Origin of the sequence: Chryseolinea lacunae (assembly GCF_016735595.1) — a bacterium.
Classification (GTDB): Bacteria; Bacteroidota; Bacteroidia; order Cytophagales; family Cyclobacteriaceae; genus Chryseolinea; species Chryseolinea lacunae.
Map to the genome: position 1 here is coordinate 59,719 of NZ_JAERRB010000008.1, position 24,580 is coordinate 84,298.

General features: G+C 52.2%; 23 protein-coding genes. 18 read left to right on the top strand and 5 right to left on the bottom strand.

The genetic code is table 11. The features are described 5' to 3' along the window. The first annotated feature begins 24 nt into the window (after nt 1-24). From JI741_RS21100 to priA, 14 genes are all read left to right on the top strand, one after another. Complete coding sequence (locus JI741_RS21100; protein ID WP_202013179.1) at nt 25-1,128, top strand: AMP-binding protein; 1,104 nt, start codon at nt 25-27, stop codon at nt 1,126-1,128. A 65-nt stretch (nt 1,129-1,193) separates the two neighbouring features. Continuing rightward, a complete protein-coding gene (locus JI741_RS21105; protein WP_202013181.1) occupies nt 1,194-1,688 on the top strand; it encodes a GNAT family N-acetyltransferase in 495 nt (164 codons plus the stop codon). A gap of 106 nt (nt 1,689-1,794) precedes the next feature. After that, nucleotides 1,795-2,766, top strand: a complete 972-nt coding sequence (locus tag JI741_RS21110) for a vWA domain-containing protein (protein ID WP_202013183.1) — start codon at nt 1,795-1,797, stop codon at nt 2,764-2,766. Beyond that, nucleotides 2,763-3,404, top strand: coding sequence for a tetratricopeptide repeat protein (locus JI741_RS21115; RefSeq protein WP_202013184.1), 642 nt, complete (start codon nt 2,763-2,765; stop codon nt 3,402-3,404). The genes JI741_RS21110 and JI741_RS21115 overlap by 4 nt, the downstream gene beginning before the upstream one ends. Continuing rightward, nucleotides 3,401-4,063: a hypothetical protein gene (locus tag JI741_RS21120; RefSeq protein ID WP_202013186.1), complete on the top strand. Its 663-nt coding sequence runs from the start codon at nt 3,401-3,403 to the stop codon at nt 4,061-4,063. Before JI741_RS21115 ends, JI741_RS21120 begins: the two co-directional genes overlap by 4 nt. A 90-nt stretch (nt 4,064-4,153) precedes the next feature. Then, nucleotides 4,154-5,332 carry an acetyl-CoA C-acyltransferase gene (locus tag JI741_RS21125; protein ID WP_202013188.1) on the top strand — a complete coding sequence of 393 codons (1,179 nt, stop codon included), beginning with the start codon at nt 4,154-4,156 and terminating at the stop codon, nt 5,330-5,332. A gap of 63 nt (nt 5,333-5,395) precedes the next feature. Next, nucleotides 5,396-6,709, top strand: a complete 1,314-nt coding sequence (locus JI741_RS21130) for a toxin-antitoxin system YwqK family antitoxin (RefSeq protein ID WP_202013191.1) — start codon at nt 5,396-5,398, stop codon at nt 6,707-6,709. A gap of 101 nt (nt 6,710-6,810) precedes the next feature. After that, nucleotides 6,811-6,963, top strand: a complete 153-nt coding sequence (locus JI741_RS21135; protein ID WP_202013192.1) for a hypothetical protein — start codon at nt 6,811-6,813, stop codon at nt 6,961-6,963. Between the two features lie 131 nt (nt 6,964-7,094). After that, nucleotides 7,095-7,502: a GNAT family N-acetyltransferase gene (locus JI741_RS21140; RefSeq protein ID WP_202013194.1), complete on the top strand. Its 408-nt coding sequence runs from the start codon at nt 7,095-7,097 to the stop codon at nt 7,500-7,502. Nucleotides 7,503-7,653: 151 nt separating this feature from the next. Beyond that, nucleotides 7,654-8,616, top strand: coding sequence for a phosphoribosylaminoimidazolesuccinocarboxamide synthase (locus JI741_RS21145; RefSeq protein WP_202013196.1), 963 nt, complete (start codon nt 7,654-7,656; stop codon nt 8,614-8,616). A 3-nt stretch (nt 8,617-8,619) separates the two neighbouring features. Beyond that, the gene (locus JI741_RS21150; RefSeq protein WP_202013197.1) at nt 8,620-9,000 is read left to right on the top strand and encodes an STAS domain-containing protein; all 381 of its coding nucleotides are present in this window, start codon (nt 8,620-8,622) and stop codon (nt 8,998-9,000) included. A gap of 75 nt (nt 9,001-9,075) precedes the next feature. Continuing rightward, nucleotides 9,076-9,993 (top strand): ribonuclease Z, encoded by a 918-nt coding sequence (locus tag JI741_RS21155; protein WP_202013199.1) that lies wholly within the window; start codon nt 9,076-9,078, stop codon nt 9,991-9,993. 17 nt (nt 9,994-10,010) lie between these two features. After that, nucleotides 10,011-10,793, top strand: coding sequence for a queuosine precursor transporter (locus JI741_RS21160; RefSeq protein ID WP_202013201.1), 783 nt, complete (start codon nt 10,011-10,013; stop codon nt 10,791-10,793). 108 nt (nt 10,794-10,901) lie between these two features. Next, on the top strand, nt 10,902-13,409 hold the full coding sequence (gene priA, locus JI741_RS21165) for a replication restart helicase PriA (protein ID WP_369411839.1): 2,508 nt from the start codon (nt 10,902-10,904) through the stop codon (nt 13,407-13,409). A 194-nt stretch (nt 13,410-13,603) separates the two neighbouring features. Here priA and JI741_RS21170 read toward each other — a convergent pair whose 3' ends face one another. The 5 genes from JI741_RS21170 to dnaG all read right to left on the bottom strand — a co-directional run bounded on the left by JI741_RS21170 (nt 13,604) and on the right by dnaG (nt 18,628). After that, nucleotides 13,604-13,819, bottom strand: a complete 216-nt coding sequence (locus JI741_RS21170) for a hypothetical protein (protein WP_202013203.1) — start codon at nt 13,817-13,819, stop codon at nt 13,604-13,606. 87 nt (nt 13,820-13,906) lie between these two features. Next, a complete protein-coding gene (gene surE, locus JI741_RS21175; RefSeq protein WP_202013204.1) occupies nt 13,907-14,680 on the bottom strand; it encodes a 5'/3'-nucleotidase SurE in 774 nt (257 codons plus the stop codon). 52 nt (nt 14,681-14,732) lie between these two features. Then, complete coding sequence (locus tag JI741_RS21180) at nt 14,733-15,386, bottom strand: hypothetical protein (RefSeq protein WP_202013206.1); 654 nt, start codon at nt 15,384-15,386, stop codon at nt 14,733-14,735. A gap of 20 nt (nt 15,387-15,406) precedes the next feature. Continuing rightward, nucleotides 15,407-16,624: a bifunctional 3,4-dihydroxy-2-butanone-4-phosphate synthase/GTP cyclohydrolase II gene (locus JI741_RS21185; protein ID WP_202013208.1), complete on the bottom strand. Its 1,218-nt coding sequence runs from the start codon at nt 16,622-16,624 to the stop codon at nt 15,407-15,409. An 84-nt stretch (nt 16,625-16,708) separates the two neighbouring features. Then, nucleotides 16,709-18,628: a DNA primase gene (dnaG, locus tag JI741_RS21190; RefSeq protein WP_202013209.1), complete on the bottom strand. Its 1,920-nt coding sequence runs from the start codon at nt 18,626-18,628 to the stop codon at nt 16,709-16,711. A 150-nt stretch (nt 18,629-18,778) separates the two neighbouring features. Between dnaG and JI741_RS21195 the strand changes: the two genes are divergently transcribed. The 4 genes from JI741_RS21195 (at nt 18,779) to JI741_RS21210 (ending at nt 24,523) form a co-directional block, all read left to right on the top strand. Continuing rightward, nucleotides 18,779-19,873, top strand: a complete 1,095-nt coding sequence (locus JI741_RS21195) for an Mrp/NBP35 family ATP-binding protein (protein ID WP_202013211.1) — start codon at nt 18,779-18,781, stop codon at nt 19,871-19,873. Continuing rightward, nucleotides 19,873-20,133 (top strand): NifU family protein, encoded by a 261-nt coding sequence (locus JI741_RS21200; protein ID WP_202013213.1) that lies wholly within the window; start codon nt 19,873-19,875, stop codon nt 20,131-20,133. The genes JI741_RS21195 and JI741_RS21200 overlap by 1 nt, the downstream gene beginning before the upstream one ends. A 132-nt stretch (nt 20,134-20,265) precedes the next feature. Further along, on the top strand, nt 20,266-23,301 hold the full coding sequence (locus JI741_RS21205) for a T9SS-dependent choice-of-anchor J family protein (protein ID WP_202013215.1): 3,036 nt from the start codon (nt 20,266-20,268) through the stop codon (nt 23,299-23,301). Nucleotides 23,302-23,437: 136 nt separating this feature from the next. Further along, the gene (locus tag JI741_RS21210) at nt 23,438-24,523 is read left to right on the top strand and encodes a D-alanine--D-alanine ligase family protein (RefSeq protein ID WP_202013217.1); all 1,086 of its coding nucleotides are present in this window, start codon (nt 23,438-23,440) and stop codon (nt 24,521-24,523) included. Nucleotides 24,524-24,580 lie beyond the last annotated feature (57 nt).

Here is a 24,580-nt window from a genome sequence, read left to right on the forward strand (position 1 = left end):
TACAACAACCGGCGCCTGGCATCCATGAGCAACGCCTACCCTTTCGAAACGATCACGGTCAATACAAGGGAAGTTCGTCTTCACGATGTTCTGGAGCAACGCGAAGCGCCACGCGACGACTTTGAGACATCGCTCTTTGCTTTCATTTGCGAATGGCAATCGGGCGCGGAAAACTTCACGCAACACACCAGCGGCTCCACGGGCGCACCCAAAGCCATTACCGTGACGCGTCGCCAGATGACTACCAGCGCGCGCATGACGGCCGAAGCACTGATGCTGCAACAAGGCGACACGGCATTGATTTGCCTGAGCCCGGATTTCATCGCGGGAAAAATGATGGTGGTGCGCTGCTTTGAAACAGGCATGAAGCTGATTGCTCAAACCCCCTCGGCAAACCCGCTCGCACAACTGGGCGACCAGACAATCGACTTCACGGCTTTTGTTCCCTACCAGGTTCACGACGGACTTCGCTCACCACACGCCAGCACGTTGCAGCAAGTGCGCAAGCTGATCATCGGTGGCGCCGCCCTGGATGCCGAAAGTGAAAGAATGCTCCAGGCTTATGGTTGTGCGTGCTACGCGACGTATGGCATGACAGAAACCGTGTCGCACATCGCGCTGAAATCGTTGAACGGCCCCCGTGCTTCGGGTGATTATAAAACTTTACCGGGCATCGTCATCACCACAGACCCGCGCGGTTGCCTGGTGATTGAAGCGCCCCATTTTCCGGACCGGATTGTGACCAACGACCTTGTCAACATCAAAGATGCTCACACCTTTTCATGGCTGGGCCGTTGGGACAACGTGATCAATTCCGGGGGGATGAAGATCATTCCGGAAACCCTGGAAGCCGAGATCGGTAACGTGATGGCTGAGCAAAACATTACCCTGCCCTTCGTGATCGGAAGTGTTCCCGACGAAAAGCTCGGCAACAAGCTTGTTTTGGTGATGGAAGGCGTCGTGAACACGCCTCAGCAGCAAGATCTGTTAGCAGCCTTGCGCACCCACCTTGTCGGCCACAAGGCACCGAAGGAAATAAAAACATTGCCACGGTTTGCCTATACCGACAACGGAAAAATTAACCGGAAGGAAACCATGCGGTTGATACAACCCGCTTCCGGTCAGTGACGTATCACAGACACACATTCACATAAACATGTCCGCTCATTAACACAAATTCCACCAGTCAATCCATGCCCGAAATCATAGACGCCACCCCCGCCGACATTCCCCTCATTCAATCGCTTGCCGAGCGCACGTGGTGGCCTACCTATTCGTCTATCGTGAGCGACGAGCAGATTCGTTTCATGCTCAACGCCATCTACACGCCCGAGGCGCTGCTGACGTCGATGACCGAAGGGGCCCAGCAATTTATTCTGATCCGGGATGAACACGGTGTGCAGGGTTTTGCCGCCTATGGACCCCGCAAGGAAGACGCGACCCAATTCAAACTTCACAAACTCTATGTGCTGCCCGAAAACCAGGGCAAAGGCTATGGTGCGAAGCTGATCGACGAGGTGAAACGCCGTTTGCTGGCCCTCAACGTCCATGCCCTCGACCTGAACGTGAACCGCCACAATGCCGCCAAAAACTTTTATGAGCGCGTTGGGTTTGTGGTGGTCTATGATGAAGATGTGGCCATCGGCCCCTACTGGATGAACGACTATGTGATGCGAATCACCTTCTAGGCCTCCACCCCCGAATTTCCATTCCCACAACTCCTCTCAAAAGAGTTGCAGAAACAAAATGCGAATCGTTAATTGCCGTTTGTAAAAGGTCATAAACAGCGAAATTGTGCTTTGGTATCGTGAATTTGGGGTTACAGAATGGATTTTCATCGCCGCCTTCGTGGTGCTGTACGTCTTTTATTTTATCCGCATCATCCGCATCGCACAGCGGCTCAAAACACCTTATGCCAAGGTTTTTATCAAGCTGGTGTTCCGCACCCTTTACTTCGCATTGTTCATTATAGCCCTGCTGGGGCCATCCTTTGGTGGCTCGAAGAAGGAAGTGAAATCGGTAGGCAAAGACATCATGATCTGCGTGGACCTTTCGAAGTCGATGGACGCGTTCGACATTCAGCCCACACGCCTGGAGAAAGTGAAGTATGAAATGAAAAAGGTGGTGGCCGCCTTCAACTCCGACCGCATCGGCTTCATCATCTTCTCGTCGGAAGCCTTTATGCAATGCCCGCTCACCTACGATCAGAACGCACTGAACCTGTTTATCGAAACCATGAACTCGGGACTGGTGCCTGCTTCGGGCACGGACTTTGGCCCTCCCTTGCGCATGGCCCTGAAGAAACTGGAAGAAAACGACACCGCACCAAATGAGCAGGCAAAGTCAAAAGTGATCATCCTCATCAGCGATGGCGAAGATTTTGGGGAAGACACCGAAGACGTGACCCGCGAAATCGAGAACCGTGACATCAAACTGTTCACCCTGGGTGTGGGCACCGAAAAAGGCGGCAACATCTACGCCGGCAACACCCTGAAAACCAATCGCAACGGCCTCATTGTGGTGACCAAACTCAACCCCAAAGAACTGGTGAGCCTGGCCGACAAAACCGGGGGCCAATATTTCGAAATCAATGAAACCAAAAACGACGTTTCGCGCTTAATCAATACAATCGGGAAGATCGAAGGTGAAGTGCGCGACGCACGCTTCATTGACGTGACCGCCAACAAATACTTCTACTTTCTGGCGGCTGCCGCGGTGTTGTTTTTGCTGGATATCCTGATCAACATTCCGACCATCAAGATATGAAATACGTGCTGGCCATATTCCTCGCGCTTGTGATCGATCCGGGAAAGATCGCCCGGGTAAACAATGCCAAGACGGAAGCGCGAAAAGCCTACACGTCGGGCGACTATAAAAAAGCACTGGAGAAATACCGTTTCCTGGCCGACTCCATGGGTGTTCGCGAAGACGAAGTGATGCTGAACCTGGCCCACTCCTACTTTCAAACCAACGACACCGCGCAAGCCATCTCCACCTATCAATCGCTCATTGGCAGTGGCAAAACCGAAGTGCGTTCCAAAGCCCGGCAGCAACTGGGCATCCTGCACCATCGCCAGGGCAAAATGGAAGAAGCCCTCGCCGACTTCAAGCAGGCCGTGAAAGCAGACGCCAACAACATGGACGCCCGCTACAACTACGAGATGCTGAAACGCAAACTCGAAGACAAGAAAAAGCAGGACGAGAAAAACAACAAGAAGAAACCCGAACCTTCGGCCTACGCCAAGAAACTTAAAGCCCAAGCCGATGCCCTGGTGAAACAATTCCGCTTCGGCGAAGCCAGCATCCTGATGAACGAAGGAGCCAAACAGGACCCCACGGTGCAGCACTACGAAGATTTTATGAAACGTCTGCAGGACGTGGATCAAATAAACAGACCAAAATGAAGCCGACACTGAAAACATTTTTCTGCCTCTTGACCTTGACGCTGGCCACTACTGTGGCGAGCTTCGCGCAAGGTGCACAGGCCTACTTTAACACCGCCGGCAACCTGTATGTGAACGGAAAAATGCCCGAAGCCCTGAGCTCCGTCACCGAAGGCATGAAGAAGTTTCCCTCCGACGCAAAATTGAAAGCACTCTACGACAAGCTGAACCAGGAGAAAAAAGACCAGGACAAAAAAGATCAGCAACAAAAGCAGGATCAGCAAAACAAAGACAAGCAGGACAAGGAGAAGAAGGAAAAAGAAAAACAGGATCAGGACAAGCAGGACCAGGAAAAGAAAGACCAGGACAAAAAAGATCAGGAGAAGAAAGACAAGGAGCAGCAGGAAAAAGAGAAGCAGGAGAAAGAACAAAAAGACAAGGAAGGCAAAGAGAAAGAAAAGAAAGACCAGCAGGAACAGAACAAGGAAGAAGAGAAAGATAACAAGAAAGAAAACGCTGACAAGTCACCACAACTTTCGCAAAAGCTGAAAGACATGAAGATCAGCGAAGACAAAGCGAAGATGATTCTGGAGGCCATGAAGAACCAGGAAGTGCAATACCTGCAACAAAACAAACGGAAGTCGACCAAGCCACGCGACAAGAGCAAGCCGGATTGGTAGTTGTGCCGAAAGGACACCTGACTCAACATCGCGATACATAGCATTTCATCACGCAGTTCGCGAAAGTTTAAAATTGAAAATCTGTTACGCATGAAAGAAGTATATATCGTATCGGCTGTGCGCACTCCCATCGGGAGTTTTGGCGGCAGCCTGAGTTCGTTAACGGCTGTGAAATTGGGAGCGATTGCGTTTAAGGCCGCCGTGGCCAAAGCGGGCATCGATCCAAAGCTGGTGCAGGAAGTGCTGGTGGGTAACGTGGTGTCGGCAGGCTTAGGGCAAGCACCTGCCACGCAAGTTGCCGCCGGTGCGGGACTTGGTTTCGAAATTCCCTGCACTCTGGTGAACAAGGTGTGTGCGTCGGGCATGAAAGCTGTGATGCTGGGTGCGCAGTCCATCATGCTGGGCCACCAGGACGTGGTGCTGGCGGGCGGCATGGAAAGCATGAGCAACATCCCCTACTACCTCACCAAAGCCCGCACAGGCTACAAGTTTGGTAACGGCGAACTCATTGACGGTCTCTCGTTCGATGGTCTCACCGACGTATACAACCAATGCGCTATGGGCGTTTGTGCCGACAACACCGCCAAGGAAATGAACATCTCGCGTCAGGACCAGGATGCCTACGCCATCGACTCCTACAAGCGCTCGGCCGCCGCATGGGCTGCCGGCAAATTCAAGGACGAAGTGGTGCCCGTGGAAATCACCGATCGCAAAGGCACTGTGACCCTGTTTGCCGAAGACGAAGAATACAAGAACGTGAACTTCGACAAGATCCCCGGACTGAAACCGGCCTTCTCGAAAGACGGCACCGTGACCGCCGCCAACGCATCGACATTGAACGACGGCGCATCGGCCATTTTGCTGGTGAGCAAAGAAAAAGCGGAAGCCCTGGGGCTGAAACCCCTGGCCAAAATCCGCGGCTTTGCCGATGCCGCACAGGATCCGATGTGGTTCACCACCACACCCTCCATCGCCATTCCAAAGGCCATGAAGCTTGCAGGCGTGGATAAGAAAGACGTGGGCTACTATGAAATCAACGAAGCCTTTTCGGCCGTAGCCCTTGCCAACAACAGCAAGTTGGGAATAGACGTGTCGAAGGTGAACGTGAACGGTGGCGCGGTTGCCCTGGGCCATCCGCTGGGCGCTTCGGGTGCGCGCATCATGACCACGCTGATAAACGTTTTGAAACAGAACAACGCCAGCATTGGCGTGGCCGGCATTTGCAACGGCGGCGGTGGCGCATCGGCCATTGTCATCGAAAATGTTTAGCCAATTCCCGAACAACATCAACTATAGCCTTGCGTTATCTGCAGGGCTATTTATTTTTAGACTGTGAAGCATTCATACACCGCCATTCTCCTGCTGTTTCTGTGTGGCACCGCCTTTGGCCAAAAGGAAATGCGCACCTACTACGAAGGCCCCAAGCACCAGGTGCAGGAAATCTATTTCGTGGCGCGCGACGATGCCGAAAAATATGTGGGCCGCTATCAACGCTTCTTCGAGAACGGCAACGTGATGATCGATGGCACCTATGACGACGACGGCCAGAAGGCGGGCCTCTTCACCGAATATCATAGCAATGGAAAAATGGCCCGCAAAATCACTTACGTGAACGGTCTTCGCCATGGCGTGGTGCAGGTGTTTGACGAAGACGGCAAACCTTTTCAAAAAGCCTACTACCAAAACGATATCCTCACCGACAGCATCCAACTGTATTTCGACAACGGCGCTGTGAAGCGCGAATCGTTTTTTGTGAAGGGAAAACCCGAAGGCATGGTGCGCGAATATTTTCCCAACGGAAAAGTAAAAAAGGAAATGCAATATGAAAAGGGAAAACCAAACGGCATCTCGCGTTCCTTCTACACCGACGGAAAAATTGAAACCGAAGGCAACTACAAAAACGGAATCCTCACAGGCTTCTACAAAACCTATTACGCCAGCGGCCAGCTTCAAACCGTTTCAACTATGGAGCAGGGCACCAAGAACGGCCAGTTCAAAAGCTACGACGAGCAAGGACATCTCGTGCTGGATGGAAACTTTCTGAACGCCAAACTCCACGGCAACAACACCGGCTATTTTGCCGACGGCGCTGTGCAACACAAGTACCAATATAAAGACGGCAAGAAAGTAGGTACCAATTTCGACTACTACCCTTCCGGCAAAATAAAAATCAAAGAGCAGGCGGGCTCCAGCGGCGTCGACGCAACGGTAGAGGAATACGACGAAGACGGAAAAGTGTTGTCGGAGAAGAAACTCAAGAACGGCAAGCTGTCAGGCACCAGCACCTACTATTATCCCGGAGGCAAGCCCGTGAAGTTGAAAGAGACGTTTGAAAACGGAAAGCTCACCGGCGTGCGCTATTCGTATTTCCCTTCCGGAAAAATTCAAAAAGAAGAAACTTTTAAAGTGAATTTATTGGCTGGCCCAGTGAAAACCTATTACGAAACAGGTGGCGTGGAGTCGACTACCGAATACAAAAACAATCGCCGCCACGGCCCCTATATTGCCTATTTTGCCAACGGAAAAGTGAAAGAACAAGGCGAATACGTCGGCGACAAGAAGTACAAAGAGTGGAAGACGTTTGATGAAGAGGGAAAGCTTTTGAGTTCGGTGGTGTATAAGGCCGGTGTGCCGGTGAAGAATTGAGGGCGGCGTTGACGTTCTGTGTTTCGCAATGTGTTATTTTTTTCAGTATCTTTGAGTGACCCCAAAAAACTATTGTTAAACCACATTTGTTCATTGGGAATATGGCACGACCTATTAAAGAAACTCCGATTTTAAAAGGCAAAGACGCTAGGGTTTTTATAGAAAAAACCAACAATGTTGTTCGCGTTAGCGATGAAAAAAGAGCAAAGGTTTTAGAAAACTTTGCCAAGCTCCAAGCCATCGCAAAATTCTAGTGACCTCGTTTCCGGCGGGTTCATCTTTCACCAGACTCACCTCAGATTATCAATTCAAACCGTTCAATTGCGGCGATGACGATTTGAACGACTTCTTGCTAAATGATTCCAAGAGTTACACCCGTAAACTTTTGGCAGCCACCTATATTCTTGAAAACACTACTGAAACAATAGCGTTCTTCAGTCTTCTGAATGATAAGATAACTGCGCAGGATGTGGACAGCGGCAATCAATGGAAAAAACTCTTTAAGCTCACGACAGGCAAAAACTTCAGTAGTCATCCGGCGGTGAAAATTGGACGATTGGGCATTTCAAATTCATTCAAGGGACAGGGAATAGGAAGTATGGTTCTCGACTACATCAATGGACTCTTTCTAACAAACCATCAAACCGGCTGCCGGCACATTACTGTGGATGCGTATGGAGCATCATTGCCATTCTATCTAAAAAATGGTTTTCAATTTCTCACGAGAAAGGATGAAGACAAGGCCACCCGCCTCATGTTCCTGGACCTGATGACGTTGACAAAGAGGGGATGAGAGCCCTGCGAACAAGCAAAGGATGAAATGATGCGCCTTTTCCTTCTGCGCCTGCCGGCTCTGAACGCCCCAATATTTTCCCAAACCGCCCAAAAAAGATTTTAAATTCCTTCCCTTTAACCTTTAACTTGCACGCTTTATATTGCTTTGCATGCAGGCTATCAAAGAAACTAACTTCACTTTCCCCGGCCAGACGGGCTTTTACCGTGGCAAGGTTCGGGATGTTTACTACTTCGGCGAACTGATGGCTATGGTGGCCACCGACCGCATTTCGGCTTTTGACGTGATCTTGCCCCGCGCCATCCCCGACAAGGGACGGGTGCTGAACCAGATCGCGGCCTTTAACCTCCAGGCTACCAAGTCGCTGGTGCCCAACTGGGTTATCTCCACGCCCGACCAGAACGTGACCATCGGCTTCAAATGCGAGCCCTTTGCCGTGGAAATGGTGGTGCGCGGCTACCTGGCCGGCCACGCCTGGCGCGAATACAAAGCTGGCAAACGGATCCTCTGTGGTGTGCCGCTGCCCGAAGGACTTCGCGAAAACGACAAGCTACCCCACCCCATCATCACCCCCACCACCAAAGCCCATGTGGGCCACGACGAAGACATATCGCGCGAAGACATCCTGAAGCGTGGCATCGTGTCGGAAGCAGACTATAACACCCTCGAAAAATATACGTTTGCCCTCTTCGAAAAGGGAACCGCCCTGGCCGCCGAGCGTGGCCTCATTCTGGTGGACACCAAGTATGAATTTGGCAAGCACAACGGCACCATCTTCCTCATCGACGAGGTGCACACCCCCGATTCGTCGCGGTATTTCTATGCCGAAGGGTATGAGGCCCGTCAGAAATCGGGCGAGGCCCAAAAACAGCTTTCCAAAGAGTTTGTGCGCCAATGGCTTATCGAGAACGGATTTCAAGGTAAAGACGGTCAGAAGGTTCCGGAAATGACAGACCCCATCGTTTCCTCCATCTCCACACGCTATAAAGAGCTTTACCAGCACGTGCGGGGTGAAGCGTTGCCGGCGGTGGATTATGATCAGATCACCCAAAGAATCGAACAAACCATCTTGAATTCGATAAAATCCGCTAACTTAGAAACCAAGAAAATCTGATTTATGAAGTATACTATTGATAAGCAGGAGAAGTACAGTTTGTTGCGTTTGCACGAAGAGAAGCTTGACTCCAGTGTTGCTCCTGGCCTGAAATCCGAATTGATCACCCTGCACGCCGAAGGCGTTCGCAATATTGTGCTGGATTTGGCCGAAGTGAAATACACCGACTCTTCGGGACTGAGCGCCCTGCTAGTGGGAAATCGCATTGTTCAGGAAGACGGAGGCATCTTCATCCTCACCACCCTTTCTGACCACACCCTGAAGCTGATCAAGATATCGCAGCTCGACAGCGTCCTCAACATTCTCCCCAAAGTGGAAGAAGCCATCGATGCCGTGTTCATGCACGAAATCGAAAAGGACCTGAAAGATTCCGACGGAAATTAAACGATGGTTACATAACCGGAAACCAAAGCCCCACAGCTTTGGTTTTTTATTTTTACAGATAAACTGAAGGTTGCGTTGAGTTTTAAAATCACGATTCTTGGCTCCAGCGGCGCCGTGCCCGCCTACGGACGACATACTTCCTCTCAACTGGTTGAAATCCAAAACCGCTATTTCCTCGTGGACTGCGGTGAGGCTGCACAGATTCAACTCATGCGCGTGCAAGCCAACATGCACCGCATCGATCACATCTTCATCAGTCACCTCCACGGCGATCACTACCTGGGCCTGATGGGCCTCATCTTCACCATGCACCTGCAGCGACGCACCAACGACCTGCACCTCTACAGTCACCGCGGCCTCGACGAGATCATCACCGTGCAGCTCCGCTATTCACGCTCCATCCCGAACTTCAAGATCATTTTCCACCGATTGGAGAAGAACGTGCGCGAGGTGATTTTCGAAGACGAAGCGCTTACAGTAGAAACCATTCCGCTTAGTCACCGCATCCGCTGCTCGGGCTTTTTGTTCAAGGAAAAAACAAAACCACGCCGCATCGACAAAACACGCTTGCCCTCGGGCATTCCGCTGGTGCAGGTGGCCAACCTCAAAAAAGGCGACGACGTGGTGGACACAGACGGAAACATCCTCTACAAAAACGAAGACCTCACCTTCGACCCGCGCAAGTCGCGTAGCTATGCCTATTGTTCCGACACGGGCTTCCTGCCGTCTATTGCCGAGCAGATAAAAGACGTGGACATTCTCTATCACGAGGCCACCTTCGAAGAAGAAGAAGCCGCCAAGGCAACGGAAACCCTGCATAGCACGGCGCGGCAGGCGGCCACCATTGCCACCCTGGCCAACGCAAAGATGTTGGTGCTCGGACACTTTTCGGCGCGCTACAAAGACCTCACGCCCATCTTGCTGGAGGCGCAAGCGGCATTCGCCAACGCTCACCTGGCGCTGGAGGGCGAGTCGTTTACCATTTCGGATTAATCCTTATTTTTAAGTTCATGGAAACTACGCTTCACGAGAAACGCAACCGCCTCTTTCTGATCCTCGCCGGCATCTTCATCACCAACACCATGCTGGCGGAAATGATCGGGGTGAAAATATTTTCGGCCGAAGCCACCCTGGGTCTCAACCCCGTCAACCTCAACATCCTGGGCTTCACCATGGACTTCAATCTCACGGCCGGCGTGGTGATCTGGCCAGTGGTGTTCATCACCACCGACCTCATCAACGAATATTTTGGCAAACCCGGTGTGAAACGGATCAGCTACCTGACCGCAGCACTGGTGGCCTATGCGTTTGTGGTGATCTTCATCAGCATACGGCTGGCCCCTGCCGATTTCTGGATCGACGGAAAAGACAACGATGGCAACGTGATCGTGAACATGAACATCGCCTTCAACAAAATCTTCGGCCAGGGCCAGCGCATCATCATCGGCTCGCTCACGGCCTTTTTGCTGGGGCAGTTGGTGGATGTGTATGTCTTTCAAAAACTCCGCGTCGTGACGGGAAGCAAATGGTTATGGCTACGGGCCACCGGTTCCACACTGGTGTCGCAGTTTGTAGACAGCTTTGTGGTGTTATACATCGCGTTTGCAGGCACGTTCACAAACAAACAGATCATCGCCATCGGCATAACCAACTACATCTATAAGTTTACCGTGGCCATCGTGCTGACGCCCCTCATTTACATCGGTCACGGTTTTATTGACCGCTATCTTGGAAAAGACAATGCCGACAAGATCTCGGAAGAAGCAGCCCACGGAAGCCGTGGATTTTTTTAAGAACCATTGGTATCTATGGCCCTGTTACAAAAACAAAACACAGCGCTTTAGAATTTTTGTTTGCCTTACCTTTGCATCACCAACACACTGTTAATCCTTTAGCACATCGTGGAAATTTTTGATCAGCTCGACACGGAAACAAACAGCACCCTCTTCGCGGAGTTGCTGTTGCCTGTGCCCATACCCAAGCTGTTCACCTACCGTGTGCCCCAGTCGTTGAATGAAAAGATCATGGTGGGACAGCGTGCCATTGTGCCCTTCGGCGACCGCAAGATTCTGACCGGTGTGGTGGTGTCAACCCACAGCAATCCGCCAAAAGACTACGAAGCCAAATACATTTTCGAACTGCTCGATGATTTTCCGTCGGTTAGTGAAATACAATTCAAGCTTTTTCAATGGATCGCCGACTATTATCTCTGCACCATTGGCGAAGTGATGAACGCAGCACTGCCCAGCGGGCTGAAGCTGTCGAGCGAGTCGATGGTGCAGCTGAATCCTGCTTTCAACCTTGAGGAAACGGACTACGATTTTTCGGAAAAGGAAAGAATGCTCCTGAAACGTCTTGAAGGCGAGTCGCTGGAGTATTCGGCCATCAGCAAACTGCTGGGTGTGAAGCAAGTCTACAGCCTGCTGAAATCGCTGGTGCGCAAGGAAGCCATCATTCTCTATGAAGAAGTAAAAGAAAAATACAAACCCCGCACCGAACGACGCATACGCCTCACCGAAGCCTACCTCGCTGCGCCAACATTGGAAACGTTGTTCGAAACGCTGGCAGCAAAACCAAAGCAGGAAAGCATCGTGCTGAAATATTTGCAGGACGTGCCCGTGCTGAGTCATGCCGAACAAAACAAACACGGCATCGCCCGCAAGCAACTGATGGACGACACCCTTTCGGAGTCGTCGCTGAACACGTTGATCAAAAACGGCGTGCTGGAAGAGTTCGATGTGATTGTGTCGCGGTTTGAAGAAGAAACCCTCCCCGACTACCACATCATTCAGCTGAGCGAAGAGCAACACCGGGCGCAGGTGGAAATTCTGGCCAGCTTCAAAGATCACAACACCACCCTGCTGCAAGGCGTGACGGGCAGCGGCAAAACAGAACTCTACATCAACATGATCCGGCAGGCGCTGGAAGGCGGCTCGCAAGTGCTCTACCTGCTTCCTGAAATTGCGCTCACCACGCAGATAGTGCAGCGTCTCAAAAAGATTTTTGGTACATCCATGGGCGTGTATCACTCCAAATTTTCGGACAACGAACGCGTTGAAGTGTGGAACGGCATCCTCAACGGTCGTTTCAAATTTGTGGTGGGCGTGCGTTCGGCCATCTTCCTTCCCTTCGACAACCTCGGCCTCATCATCGTTGACGAAGAACACGATTCGTCCTACAAACAACAGGAGCCCGCACCACGCTATCACGCCCGCGACGTGGCCATGGTGATGGCGCAACTGCACCACGCCAAAGTGCTGCTCGGTTCAGCAACTCCTGCCGTAGAAACATATTACCAGGCGCTCCAGGGAAAATACGGCTACGTGAAGCTCGACAAACGTTTTGGCGAAGCCCAACTCCCCACACTCGTGCTGGCCGACATGGGTCGCGAGCGCAAACAAAAGACCATCAAGGGAGAATTCTCCGGGCTACTTCTTAAAAACATCGACGAAGCCCTCGCTAAAAAAGAACAGGTCATCATCTTCCAAAACCGCCGTGGCTACTCGCCCATGGTGAACTGCGAAGACTGCGGCTGGGTGCCCAAGTGTGTGAACTGCGCCGTGAGCCTCACCTATCACCAATACCGCCACGCGCTGGTGTGTCACTACTGTGGCTATCGCGAAGCCTTGCCACAGCATTGCCCCACGTGTTCCTCCACGCGCATAAAAACCGTGGGCTATGGTACCGAGAAGCTTGAAGAAGAACTGAAATTCCATTTCCCCGAAGCCCACGTGCAACGCATGGACCTCGACACCACCCGCTCAAAAACGGGCTACGAAACCATCATCGATCAATTCGAAAGAGGCGAAACAAATATTCTGGTAGGCACCCAAATGGTGACCAAAGGCCTCGACTTCGATCACGTGAGCCTCGTCGGCATTTTCAACGCCGACCGCATGATTCACTTCCCCGACTTCCGCTCCTACGAACGCGCCTTCCAACTCATCACACAAGTGAGCGGCCGCGCAGGCCGAAGAGCGGTGGCAGGCAAAGTGGTGATTCAGACTTCGAGTCCCGATCACCCGTTGCTCGAAACCATCCTGAAACACAGCTTCGAAAAATTCTACAACGACCAGTTGGCCGACCGGCGCATGCATAGTTACCCGCCGTTCAGCCGCCTCATTGACGTGACGCTGAAACATTCCGATAAAAAAATCTGTCAAGCCAGCGCCACCGCACTGTTTGAATTGCTGCGCACCGCCTTGCCCGGAACAAAAATCCTTGGCCCCGGCGAGCCGATGATTTCCAAAATCAGAAATCAGTTTTTGATGAGCTTGTTGATAAAGATCCCGCGTGGAAGCAGCGAGCTCGCTGTTTTGAAACAGGCGTTGGTGAAATGTATTTATCAGTTATTGAAAGAAAAGGAACATCGGAACACGCGGGTGGTGATGGATGTTGATCCTGTATAGAACTTCCCTTTAGATATTTTCGGGTTTAACACGTCCGACCTTACTGGCCGACCTGGCTTTTTGATGCTTGCGATTTAGCAAACGGCTTTCAGTTTTATCAACTGCTTTTGTTTCTTTATTGAATCCAATCTTGATTATGAGAAATACATATAAGCAGAAGATTGAACCGAAGGCGATATAAACTGGAATGGCACTCATTTCTTGTTTACCAGGTTATTAACTTTAAAAAAGAAAAATGCAACAGCGCCAGCCATAAAAACCGAAAGAAATATAAGAAGAGACCATAAGCCCAGTCCCATCGAATTATCTTTCGCACGGTATTCGACATAAATCGTTGCGGTTAACCCAAATGCCGCTACGATACACGTATTAGCAATCGCTAATAGCAAATCAACTTTTTTCTCGTCCATATCAAATTCATTCTGAATAACGGGGTCGATGTGAATTTAATACTTTTCGAATTTCCGAGAATCAAGAAACTGAAAATAATTTTCTCTCTAAAGAATATCCCACAATTCATTCAACACCGGCAACGCCTGATGCGCGGTGAGATCGAATTGGCAAGGCACTATGGAAACATAGTTGTTTGCAATTGCCCACTCGTCGTTGTCTTCGCCTTTGTCGAAGTTCACGAAGTTTCCGGCCATCCAGAAATAGCGGCGGCCGTTGGGGTCGAAGCGTTGGTCGAATTCTTCGATCCATTTGGCGTTTGCCTGGCGGCAGAGACGGATGCCTTTGATGGCTTCGTTGCGCTTGGGTGGGAAGTTTACGTTGAGGGCTATGCCTTTGGGAAGGCCTTTGTCCAACACCTGCAGGGTTATTTTGCGGATGTATTCTTCGGTGTGCGAGAAGTCTGCATCGTGCGAAAAGTCGCAGAGCGAAAAGCCGATGGCGGGTGTGCCTTCGATGGCGCCTTCGATGGCGGCCGACATCGTTCCGGAATAGAGCACGCTGATGGACGTGTTGCTGCCGTGGTTCACACCGCTCACCACAACATCGGGTTGGCGGCCGTCTTTCAACACAAAGTGACGGGCCATCTTCACACAGTCGGCCGGTGTGCCCGAACATTCGTAGGCCTTTACATCTTCGAAGATGAAGTTTTCTTCGAGGCGCAACGTGTCGCCTACGGTGATGGCGTGGCCCATGCCCGATTGCGGGCCATCGGGTGCCACCACAATCACATCGCCAATGCTTTTCATCACATTGATGAGCGTGCGTATGCCTTTCGAGGTGATACCATCGTCGTTCGAAACTAAGATCAGGGGCTTCATGGGGTGGGGCGTGGATTGAATTGAGGTTACCGTTGTGTCACAAAAGATTCGCTCACATCAGCGAATTGTAATAGGCCACAATTCTAACAAAATCATAGGGATCGTCATACTTCAACCGGTTCTCTTTCATATATTTTTCGACCTCCTCCGATTTCTTTCCCATGCGTTGCAGCAGGTCGCTCTTGTTGCCGGTGAATTCCGAAATGTTTCCGTTCTCGTCGAGTAGGTAATATGTATGCACAAGCACCACGCGCGAGTAGCTGTTGTTGTAGTAGCCGCCGTAGTAGGGCGATGAATTATACATGCGTGTCTCCAGCGATTCGCGACACAGGAGGGTCATCTTTCCTTCGGTGAGCAATTCAAAAAATATAGGGGCTTTATAGTCGGCGCCGGTGCCCATGCCCATGTAGGGCAGTGCAAAAAACTGGCGGTAGCGGCGCACCGAGGTATCGTATATTTCAAAAAACAAAACCTTGCGCGCGCTAAAGGCTTCGGTGCGATTGTCGCGGGCAGTGTATTGCACGAGGTTTTGTGGAAGGTCATACTTCACCAGGCCTTTCAACGTGTCGCCTTCCACCAACACAATTTTGCCTTCATGCCACAGCTCAGACGGAAACTGCGCAAACGCCTGCGTGAGGCAGCCCATCATCAACAACATCACCATCGCTCCGGATATGCCAAAGCGTTTTCCGTTTCTCCCCCTCATGTCTGTCGGTTGATGCAATCTCATTTTTTCTTTAATATGTTATGCCCCAGCTTGTCGCGCTTGGTCATCAGATACTTTTCGTTGTGTGGGTTGGGCACCACTTCAATGCCTACGTTTTCAACAATCTCCAGTCCGTAGCCCATGAGCCCTACCCGTTTCTTCGGGTTATTCGTAATCAGGCGTATTTTGGTTATACCTAAGTTACGAATTATTTGTGCACCCACGCCATAGTCACGCTCGTCCATGTCGAAGCCCAATTGCAGGTTGGCTTCCACAGTGTCGAGGCCTTGCTCCTGCAGCTTGTAGGCCCGCAACTTGTTGAGCAGGCCAATGCCCCTGCCCTCCTGTTTCATATAAAGCACCACGCCTTTGCCTTCCTGGCTCACCATCTCCATGGCCTTGTGCAATTGCGGCCCGCAGTCGCACCGGCACGAGCCAAAAATGTCGCCTGTCACGCACGACGAGTGCACGCGCACCAGCACCGGCTCATCCTTTTCCCACGTTCCTTTCACTAACGCCAGATGCACCTCGTTGGTATTCACCTGGTCGAAAGCAATGAGGTTGAAATGTCCGTGTTCCGTGGGCATATCCACTTCTATTTCGCGCTTGATCAGCGTTTCCTTCTCTATTCTGTATTCGATAAGATCCTTAATAGAAACCAGCTTGAGGTTGAATCGTTCCGCCACTTTCACCAGGTCGGGCAGGCGCGCCATAGAACCGTCTTCGTTCATGATTTCCACCAGCACACCGGCCGGTTTAAATCCCGCCAGACGGGCAAAGTCGATGGCGGCTTCGGTGTGACCCGAACGACGCAGCACACCACCACGTTTTGCTTTCAGGGGAAAGATGTGGCCGGGGCGCCCGAGTTCTTCTGGTTTTGTTTCCGGATCAACAAGGGCGCGAATGGTTTTGGCGCGGTCGTGTGCCGAGATGCCGGTAGTGCAGCCGTGGCCAATGAGATCGACCGACACGGTGAAGGCCGTTTCGAACACGGCGGTGTTTTTGCCCACCATCATGTCGAGGCCCAGTTCGTCGCAGCGGTCTTCGATGAGCGGCGTGCAAATGAGGCCGCGGCCGTGGGTGGCCATAAAGTTCACGATCTCGGGGGTGATGCATTCGGCGGCGCAGATAAAGTCGCCTTCGTTTTCCCGGTCTTCATCGTCCACAACAATAATCACTTTACCATTTTCAATGTCTTCGATGGCTTCGTCGATGGTATTCAGTTTAATGCTATTCATACGTATCGTTATTCCTCCCCAATTTTTAGCCGCCTCACCGGTCAGCGTTAGTAACAAATTTTATCTCGCGGATGTTCCTGAATGTTATTTTGGCACTACAATGCCGAGTAAGGTTGCCAGCTCTTTTTCGGCTTCCTTCAATTGCTCGTGTATGGTGAAATGTTTTTCAAACTCCTCCTCGTTCGCCGCATTTTTCAGCTGCAACAGGTTGTCTTCTGTCAGTTTTTGAATGAGTCTGAATTTGAGGCGCAACACGTTGGTGTAGGCCAGGTCGTGCAACACTTCTTTTTCGTCGGGAATATTGATATGGTATTTTTCCGACCAGTGTTTGCTGGCTTCATAACGCAACGTGGTGAGGTCGGCCACCAGTGATTTCACCGCCGCAGTGCCGTGCTCCATGAAATAGAGCGTGTCCACAATTTCACCCCGGTCGGCGCCGTCTTTAAAGCTCTGGTAAATTTCTTTCAACACCGGGTTGGTGAACTCCACATCTTCCAGCTCGGCCAGCATGAAGTCTACGAGGCGTTGTTCGTCGTAGTGATTTTCGGCATAGTTCAACAACAGGCGCATCGACTCGCGTTCCTGCAATTGCACCATGCCCGCAACGTCCAATTTGGTGGGCGCGGTCACTTCCACGTCCGGCTCGTCGGGGGGAATGTGGAGATCTTCGCGGGCGCGGTCCTGATCTTTTTTGCGCTTGTCGCCGATCACGATCTTGTTCATCTCCGTCAGCAGCACGTTTTCCGGCATGCGCAAAAGCTGGCTGGTCTCCTGTATGTAGACCGACCGTTTTATGGGATCGGGAATGAGCGAGATGCTGGTAACGATGTCGCGGATGGCTTCCGCTTTTTTGATGGGATCGTGGCCTGCGTCTTTGGCGTGCAGGTCGATCTTGAACGATATAAAATCGGTGGTGTGATCTTTCAGGTATTGCTTGAAGGCCGTGCTTCCCATTTTGCGTGAGAAGCTGTCGGGATCGTCGCCATCGGGAAACAACAACACGCGCACGTTGAGGCCGCCCTTCAGCACCAGGTCGATGCCGCGCAAGGCTGCCTTGATGCCGGCCGCGTCGCCGTCGAAAAGCACGGTCACATTTTCGGTGAACCGGCGGATGAGTTTGATCTGGTCTTCGGTGAGGGCCGTGCCCGACGAGGCCACCACGTTGTCGACGTCGGCCAGGTGCATGGAGATCACGTCGGTGTAGCCTTCCACCAGATAACAATTGTCTTCGCGACGGATGGCGTTCTTGGCCTGGAACATACCGTAGAGCACCTGGCTCTTGTGGTAGATTTCCGTTTCCGGCGAATTGATGTATTTGGGCTGGTCCTTTTCCTTCGTGAGAATGCGGGCGCCAAAGGCGATTACTTTTCCCGCGAGGTTGTGCACGGGAAATATCACCCTTCCGCGAAAGCGGTCATAGAACCGGCCGTCGTCGCGTTTGATGATGAGGCCGGCCTTGTCGAGCATTTCCTCGCGATACCCTTCGCGCAGGGCCTTCTTGTTGAAATCGTCCCACGCGTTGATGCTGTAGCCGAGCTCGAATTTTTCTACGGTGCGGTCGTTAAATCCGCGTTCGCGGAAATAGCTGAGGCCGATGCTTGTACCCTCGTCGCTGTGGAGCAGTCGTTCCTTGTAATGCTCCTTGGCGTAGTTCATCACAATGTAGAGGCTGTCGCGTTCGCTGGCCTGCAGGCTGTATTCCTGCGACTGGGCATCTTCACGAATTTCGACTGCGTATTTTTTGGCGAGGTAGCGGATGGCTTCGGTATAGCTCATGCCCTCGTGCTCCATCACGAACGTGATGCCATCGCCGCCCTTGCCGCTGCTGAAATCCTTGAATATGCCCTTGGCAGGAACGACGTAGAACGACGGCGTTTTTTCGTTGCTGAAGGGGCTGAGTGCCTTATAGTTCTGGCCCGACCGCTTCAGGGCCACAAAATCGCCGATCACGTCAACAATGTCGACGCGGTTTTTTACTTCATCTATCGTTTCGCGGGAAATCACGTTCTGTCCGTTGGTTGCGACGAGAAAAAATATAAAGGCCCCGTCAAAAACTTTGCGTCAAAGATACTGGTTCGCATAATACGTGAATAACTTTTACCCATTAACTGTTTTCCCCCTAAATTGCACCGCAAAAACTTACGAACGGAAGAGATGAGCTTTACGCAAACGGATATTTTGAAGGCCCTGGGCACGGTAGAGGACCCGGATTTGAAGCGAGACCTGGTGAGCCTGAACATGATCAAGGATTTGGTGGTAAGCCCTGACAAAGTGGGCTTTACGGTGGTTCTGACCACCCCGGCCTGCCCCCTGAAAGAGAAAATACGCCAGGATTGCGAAGAAGCCGTAGAGCAGGTTGTGGGCCCCGAAGTGGCCATCAACATCCTCATGACCAGTTCGGTCACCACCCAACGCGACAATGCCCCGCTGCTGCCCGGCGTGAAAAATATTGTGGCGATTGCCTCCGGAAAAGGCGGCGTGGGCAAATCGACCGTCACCACCAACCTGGCGGTGGCCCTGGCCCAGGCAGGCGCCAAAGTGGGCCTCATCGACGCCGACATCTATGGACCGTCAATCCCCGTCATGTTTAACTGCGAGTTTGAGCAACCCGCTGTGAAACAGGTGAATGGCAAGAACGTCATCATCCCCATCGAACACTATGGTGTGAAGCTGCTCTCCATTGGCTTTCTCACCCCCCCCGAAAGCGCGGTGGTGTGGCGTGGCCCCATGGCCAGCGCGGCCCTGAAACAGTTTTTCAGCGACACCGACTGGGGCGAACTGGACTACCTCCTCATCGACCTGCCTCCGGGCACCAGCGACATCCACCTCACCATGGTGCAGACCGTGCCCGTGACCGGTGCCGTGATTGTGACCACCCCGCAAAAGGTGGCACTGGCCGATGCGCACAAAGGCATGGCAATGTTCCGTCAGCCACAGATCAACGTGCCCATCCTGGGCGTGGTCGAAAACATGGCCTACTTCACTCCCGAGGAACTTCCCGATAACAAATACTACATCTTTGGTCAGGGAGGCGGACAAACACTGGCCGACAAATTCGAGGTTCCGTTGCTGGGCCAGGTGCCGTTGGTGCAGGGTGTTCGCGAGAGCGGCGACAGCGGTTTCCCTGTGGTGATGAAAGAAGGTGTGACCGCCGGTGTATTTAAAGACCTCGCCGAAACCATGGCGCGCCAGATTGCCATAAGAAATGCTAACTTTACACAAACACAACGCGTAGAACTGAAAGTCTGATGAGCACAATCGAAGAACTTACCCAGAAAATTGAAGCCTCACTCGATTCTATCCGTCCTTATTTGAAGGCCGACGGCGGGAATGTGACGATCAATAATATTTCGGACGACCACGTTGTGCAACTGGAGTTTGTAGGCGCCTGCGGAAACTGCAGCATGTCTACCATGACCTTCAAAGCCGGCGTGGAAGCGGCCATCAAACGCGATGTGCCCGAAATAAAAGCCATTGAAGTGATCAATCTCACGCCCATCAATCATTAATATTTTTTGAAGATGTCGTCATATCTGCGCCAATGATCCGATTGTTTGGCAGATTGGTCTACGTCTGCATACGCCAACACCGGGCCGTTACGTTTAGCTGGTTATATTAGGGTTACACTTTGCTATATTTGAATGATTAATGCTGCTGGCTTTAACCTGGAATTTGTGCGGATCCACACCTTCTTTCGTAAACTCTCTTTCGCTATTCTCTTTCTGGCAACAGCGTGGCCAGCGTTTTCGCAAGAGCGATGCGGCACCGTGGAATACACCAGCCAACTGCTCAAGAACAACGTGCAGGTGGAAGACCAGGGCCATTTCGAAAAATGGCTGCAGCAAAAGATAAAGACACGCGCACAAGCCACCAACACCCAACGCACGCAGTCGGCACCCTACCAGATTCCCGTGGTGGTGCACGTGGTGCACTTTGGTGAAGCCCTGGGTGTGGGCCGAAACATCCCCGACGAGCAGATCATTTCGCAGATCTCCGTGCTCAATCAAGACTACAAACGCCTCAACGGCGACGCCGGAAATACACCCGCAGAATTTCAACCCGTGGCCGGAAGCCTCGACATCGAATTTGTGCTGGCCCGGCAAGACCCCGAAGGCCTGGCCACCAACGGCATCGTGCGGGTGAAAGGCTCAAAAACATCGTGGTCGATAAACGACAACTACGAGTTGAAAGCCCTCAGCTACTGGCCCGCCGAAGACTACCTCAACATCTGGGTGTGCGACCTCACGTCGCTGCTTGGCTATGCTCAGTTTCCCATCTCGAACCTGGCCGGCCTGGAAAACTCTTCCAGCAATCGCCTGACCGACGGTGTGGTGATTGCCTTCGATGCTTTTGGTTCGACGGACGATGGCAACTTTAGCCTGCTGGCCAATTTTGCAAAAGGACGCTCCGCCACCCACGAGATCGGTCACTTCTTTGGCCTTCGCCACATCTGGGGCGACGATGAATCGTCGTGCTCGGGGACCGACTATGTTGACGACACCCCAAACCAAAGCGGCAGCAGCACCGGTTGCCCCGTACAGCCGCTGGTGACGTGCACCGTGCACGCCATGTTTCAAAACTACATGGACTACAGCTACGACAATTGCATGAACCTGTTCACCGCGGGACAAGTGGACCGCATGATCAATGTTATTGAAAACAGTCCGCGTCGTCTCAGCCTGCTCACCTCGCACGGCCTGAACAACCCTGCCCCGGTTGCCAACGACCTCGGCATCAAGACCGTGGTCTCTCCCCGCGAAGGCGAGTGTAGCACCCCCGTGCTTCCCACGCTGGAGATTCGTAACTACGGCTCAAACAACATCGCTTCGGCGCGCATCCAACTAAAGAAAAACGGTGTGCCCATCGAAACCAAAGACTTCACGTTTGTGCCTGCGCTAAGTCCGTTGCAAACCACAACGGTCAGCTTCTCGTCGATCATATTCCCCGGAGGCACCAGCACGGTGGCGTTCGAAGTGCTGCTCACAAACAGCACCACCGACGGCCTCTCGACCAACAACACAGAACAACAATCGGTGGCCGTTCCCAACAGCATCAACATACCGTTTCTTGAAAACTTCAATGCACTGCCTTCCACCTGGGCCATCGACAATCCCGACCAGAAAGTGACCTGGACACTGGCCACCACGCCCGTGAACGGCACCAACAAAGCCATGGTGATGCAGTTCTTTAACTATGAAGACAACCTTGGTGAAATAGACCTGCTGGTGACGCCCACATTCGATCTTTCGACAGCACCCGCGGCGTTGCTTAAATTTGATGTGGCCTACGCGCGCTTTCAAACCAACAACGACGGACTGAAAGTGGTGCTGCTGAACAATTGCAATACCGACGTGACACAAGGCATTGTGCTCTACGACAAAGCTGGCTCAACCCTGGCCACGGTGGCTTCGGCCACCACCGAGTTCACACCATCAAGTCCCGAACAATGGCGCACGGAACAAATTGACCTGAGCGGCTACATTGGCCAGAAGAATTTGCAGATCGCCTTTGTGGGCGTGAACGACTGGGGCAACAACCTCTACCTCGACAACGTGTCGCTGACCACAACGCCGATCTATGATGTGGCACTCGAAGATGTGCTGGCACCCGAGCCCGTTACGTGCCAGGAACAAACCTCGCCCGTGCTGCGCGTGAAAAACTCCGGAACGCTCATCACTTCCCTGACGGTGAACACCACCCTCAACGGCACGACCTATACGCAAACCATCAACGGCCTCAGCATCACCGGCGGTTCGCGTCAGAACATTCCCCTCACCGCAGTGCCGCTCATTGCCGGTGAAAATAGCATCACGTTTCAACTGTCGGGTCCCAACGGGCAAGCCGATTTCACACCCGACGACAACAGCAAAATTGTGAAGACCATTTTGAACGCATCGAAAGATGCCATACCCCTTCGCGAGAATTTTCAGAACGCCTATCAGCCTCAATGGACCGTGGCCAACCCCACGGGCGAAATGCTCTGGCGACCAGTTGACATTAGCGGCAACAAAGCCATCTTCTTCAATGCCTTCGACAACACGGTGGCCAGCGACGAAGCCTGGCTGGTGAGCCCCACGCTTGACTTCTCGGGCGCCACGGAAGCCAGCCTTTCGTTTGATGTATCGTATTCGTTCCGCTCGGGCAAAAACGACGTACTGAAAGTGCTGGCATCGAAAGACTGCGGCAACAGTTTCAGCGACACACTCTATGTGTCTTCGGGCACCGTGCTGGCCAGCGGCCGAACATCAACCAACTCGTGGAGACCCGCTGCCGCTGCCGACTGGACCAATCACAACCTGGTGCTTAGCACACTGGCGGGACTCACCGACGTGCGCATCGCCTTTGTGGCCACGAACGCCAACGGCAACAACATCTACCTCGACAACGTGGAATTCTTTGAGACCGAAACACACGTAGCCTCCGCTGACCCCTTCTCGGTCTATCCCAATCCTGCAAAAGGCGGCGACGCAAACATCACCTTCAATATTGTCGACAAAGGCCCGGTGGAACTTGAGGTTGTAGACAGCATGGGTAAGACGCTGCTTAGCGAAAATCTGTCGGGCATCCTCAACCAAACCTTTGCACTCTCGCTGGCCACGGCGGCCGACGGTGTGTATGTTATCCGGGTAAAGACATCGTCGGAAACACACTTCAAGAAACTCATCGTCATTCACTAGCCGATTGATTGCCGGTCTTGGATTTCACGGGCCAGTGTTGTCCGGAGAATAACTTCGTGCAACTTGTCACTTTCCCGCGTTCAACTTCTTCACTTTCCTTCATTTCACTATCTTACGCCGTGAAACCAATTCCTTCATGGCGAAAAAGAAGAAAGTAGCAATTCTATACGGCGGCCGTTCTGTGGAGCACGCAGTGTCGGTGAACTCGGCCCGTAACATTTTTGAATTCCTCGACAAGTCAAAATTTGAGCCCGTGGCCATCGGCATCAGCAAAGGCGGCCAGTGGTTTCTCACGGAAGGCGTTGGCAAAGACATTGAAAAAGGCAAGGCCGTGAGCCTCACGCTCAACCCGGCAAAGCCCTCGTTCACCGTCATCAAAAGCGGCGACAAATTCACCGTCGACATTCTCTTCCCGGTGTTGCACGGCACGGACGGCGAAGACGGCAGCATTCAGGGCCTCATCAAAGCGATGGACTTGCCTATGGTGGGCACGGGCGTGCTGGGATCGTCGCTGTCGATGAACAAGATTGTGGCCAAGCGCCTGTTGCGCGAAGCAGGATTGCCGGTGACGGACTTCCTCACGTTCCGCTACGACGAAAAAGACAAGATCAGTTTCAACGCGCTGTCGAAAAAACTGGGCTTGCCCTTCATGGTGAAGTCGGCAAGTCTGGGATCGTCGGTGGGTGTCACGAAAGTGAAAACTAAAAAAGATTTTAAGGCCGCTGTAGAAGAAGCCTTCAAATACGACGACGAGATGCTGGCGGAAGAATACATCACGGGGCGCGAACTTGAATGTGCCGTGCTGGGCAACAATCCTCCCGAAGCCTCGCTTCCCGGCGAAATTGTGATCAGCAAAAATTATGAATTCTATACGTTCGACGCCAAGTATGTAGACCCGGACGCCGTGCGCATCGACGTTCCTGCAAAATTGTCAAAGCCCGTTGCCGAAAAAATCCGCAAGGCTTCCGTCAAAGCGTTTGAAGCGCTGCATTGCCTCGACTTTTCGCGCATCGATCTTTTCCTCGACAAAAAGGGGAATATCTACATCAACGAAATCAACACCATCCCCGGCTTCACCAACTCCAGCATGTTTCCCATGATGTGGAAGGAACGGGGCATCAGCTTCCCTGACCTCATCACCCGGCTGCTCAACCTGGCCCAGGAGCGTTACGACCGCGGGAAACGGATAGAACGCGATTTTCAATCGGCACTCAAATTCTGATGCGTATATTTGTAGAGGTTGGGAATACCGTTTCCTGACCCCTAAACGTTTAAACCT

Bases quoted from the DNA above. Each gene is read 5' to 3' on its own strand.
- JI741_RS21195 (WP_202013211.1), top strand. From the start codon at position 18,779: ATGAGCTTTACGCAAACGGATATTTTGAAGGCCCTGGGCACGGTAGAG.
- JI741_RS21160 (WP_202013201.1), top strand. From the start codon at position 10,011: ATGGAAACTACGCTTCACGAGAAACGCAACCGCCTCTTTCTGATCCTC.
- JI741_RS21105 (WP_202013181.1), top strand. From the start codon at position 1,194: ATGCCCGAAATCATAGACGCCACCCCCGCCGACATTCCCCTCATTCAA.
- JI741_RS21180 (WP_202013206.1), bottom strand. From the start codon at position 15,386: ATGAGGGGGAGAAACGGAAAACGCTTTGGCATATCCGGAGCGATGGTG.
- JI741_RS21205 (WP_202013215.1), top strand. From the start codon at position 20,266: ATGATTAATGCTGCTGGCTTTAACCTGGAATTTGTGCGGATCCACACC.
- JI741_RS21115 (WP_202013184.1), top strand. From the start codon at position 2,763: ATGAAATACGTGCTGGCCATATTCCTCGCGCTTGTGATCGATCCGGGA.
- JI741_RS21145 (WP_202013196.1), top strand. From the start codon at position 7,654: ATGCAGGCTATCAAAGAAACTAACTTCACTTTCCCCGGCCAGACGGGC.
- JI741_RS21185 (WP_202013208.1), bottom strand. From the start codon at position 16,624: ATGAATAGCATTAAACTGAATACCATCGACGAAGCCATCGAAGACATT.
- surE (WP_202013204.1), bottom strand. From the start codon at position 14,680: ATGAAGCCCCTGATCTTAGTTTCGAACGACGATGGTATCACCTCGAAA.
- JI741_RS21210 (WP_202013217.1), top strand. From the start codon at position 23,438: ATGGCGAAAAAGAAGAAAGTAGCAATTCTATACGGCGGCCGTTCTGTG.
- JI741_RS21100 (WP_202013179.1), top strand. From the start codon at position 25: ATGAGCAACGCCTACCCTTTCGAAACGATCACGGTCAATACAAGGGAA.
- JI741_RS21150 (WP_202013197.1), top strand. From the start codon at position 8,620: ATGAAGTATACTATTGATAAGCAGGAGAAGTACAGTTTGTTGCGTTTG.
- JI741_RS21135 (WP_202013192.1), top strand. From the start codon at position 6,811: ATGGCACGACCTATTAAAGAAACTCCGATTTTAAAAGGCAAAGACGCT.
- JI741_RS21120 (WP_202013186.1), top strand. From the start codon at position 3,401: ATGAAGCCGACACTGAAAACATTTTTCTGCCTCTTGACCTTGACGCTG.
- JI741_RS21125 (WP_202013188.1), top strand. From the start codon at position 4,154: ATGAAAGAAGTATATATCGTATCGGCTGTGCGCACTCCCATCGGGAGT.
- JI741_RS21200 (WP_202013213.1), top strand. From the start codon at position 19,873: ATGAGCACAATCGAAGAACTTACCCAGAAAATTGAAGCCTCACTCGAT.
- JI741_RS21170 (WP_202013203.1), bottom strand. From the start codon at position 13,819: ATGGACGAGAAAAAAGTTGATTTGCTATTAGCGATTGCTAATACGTGT.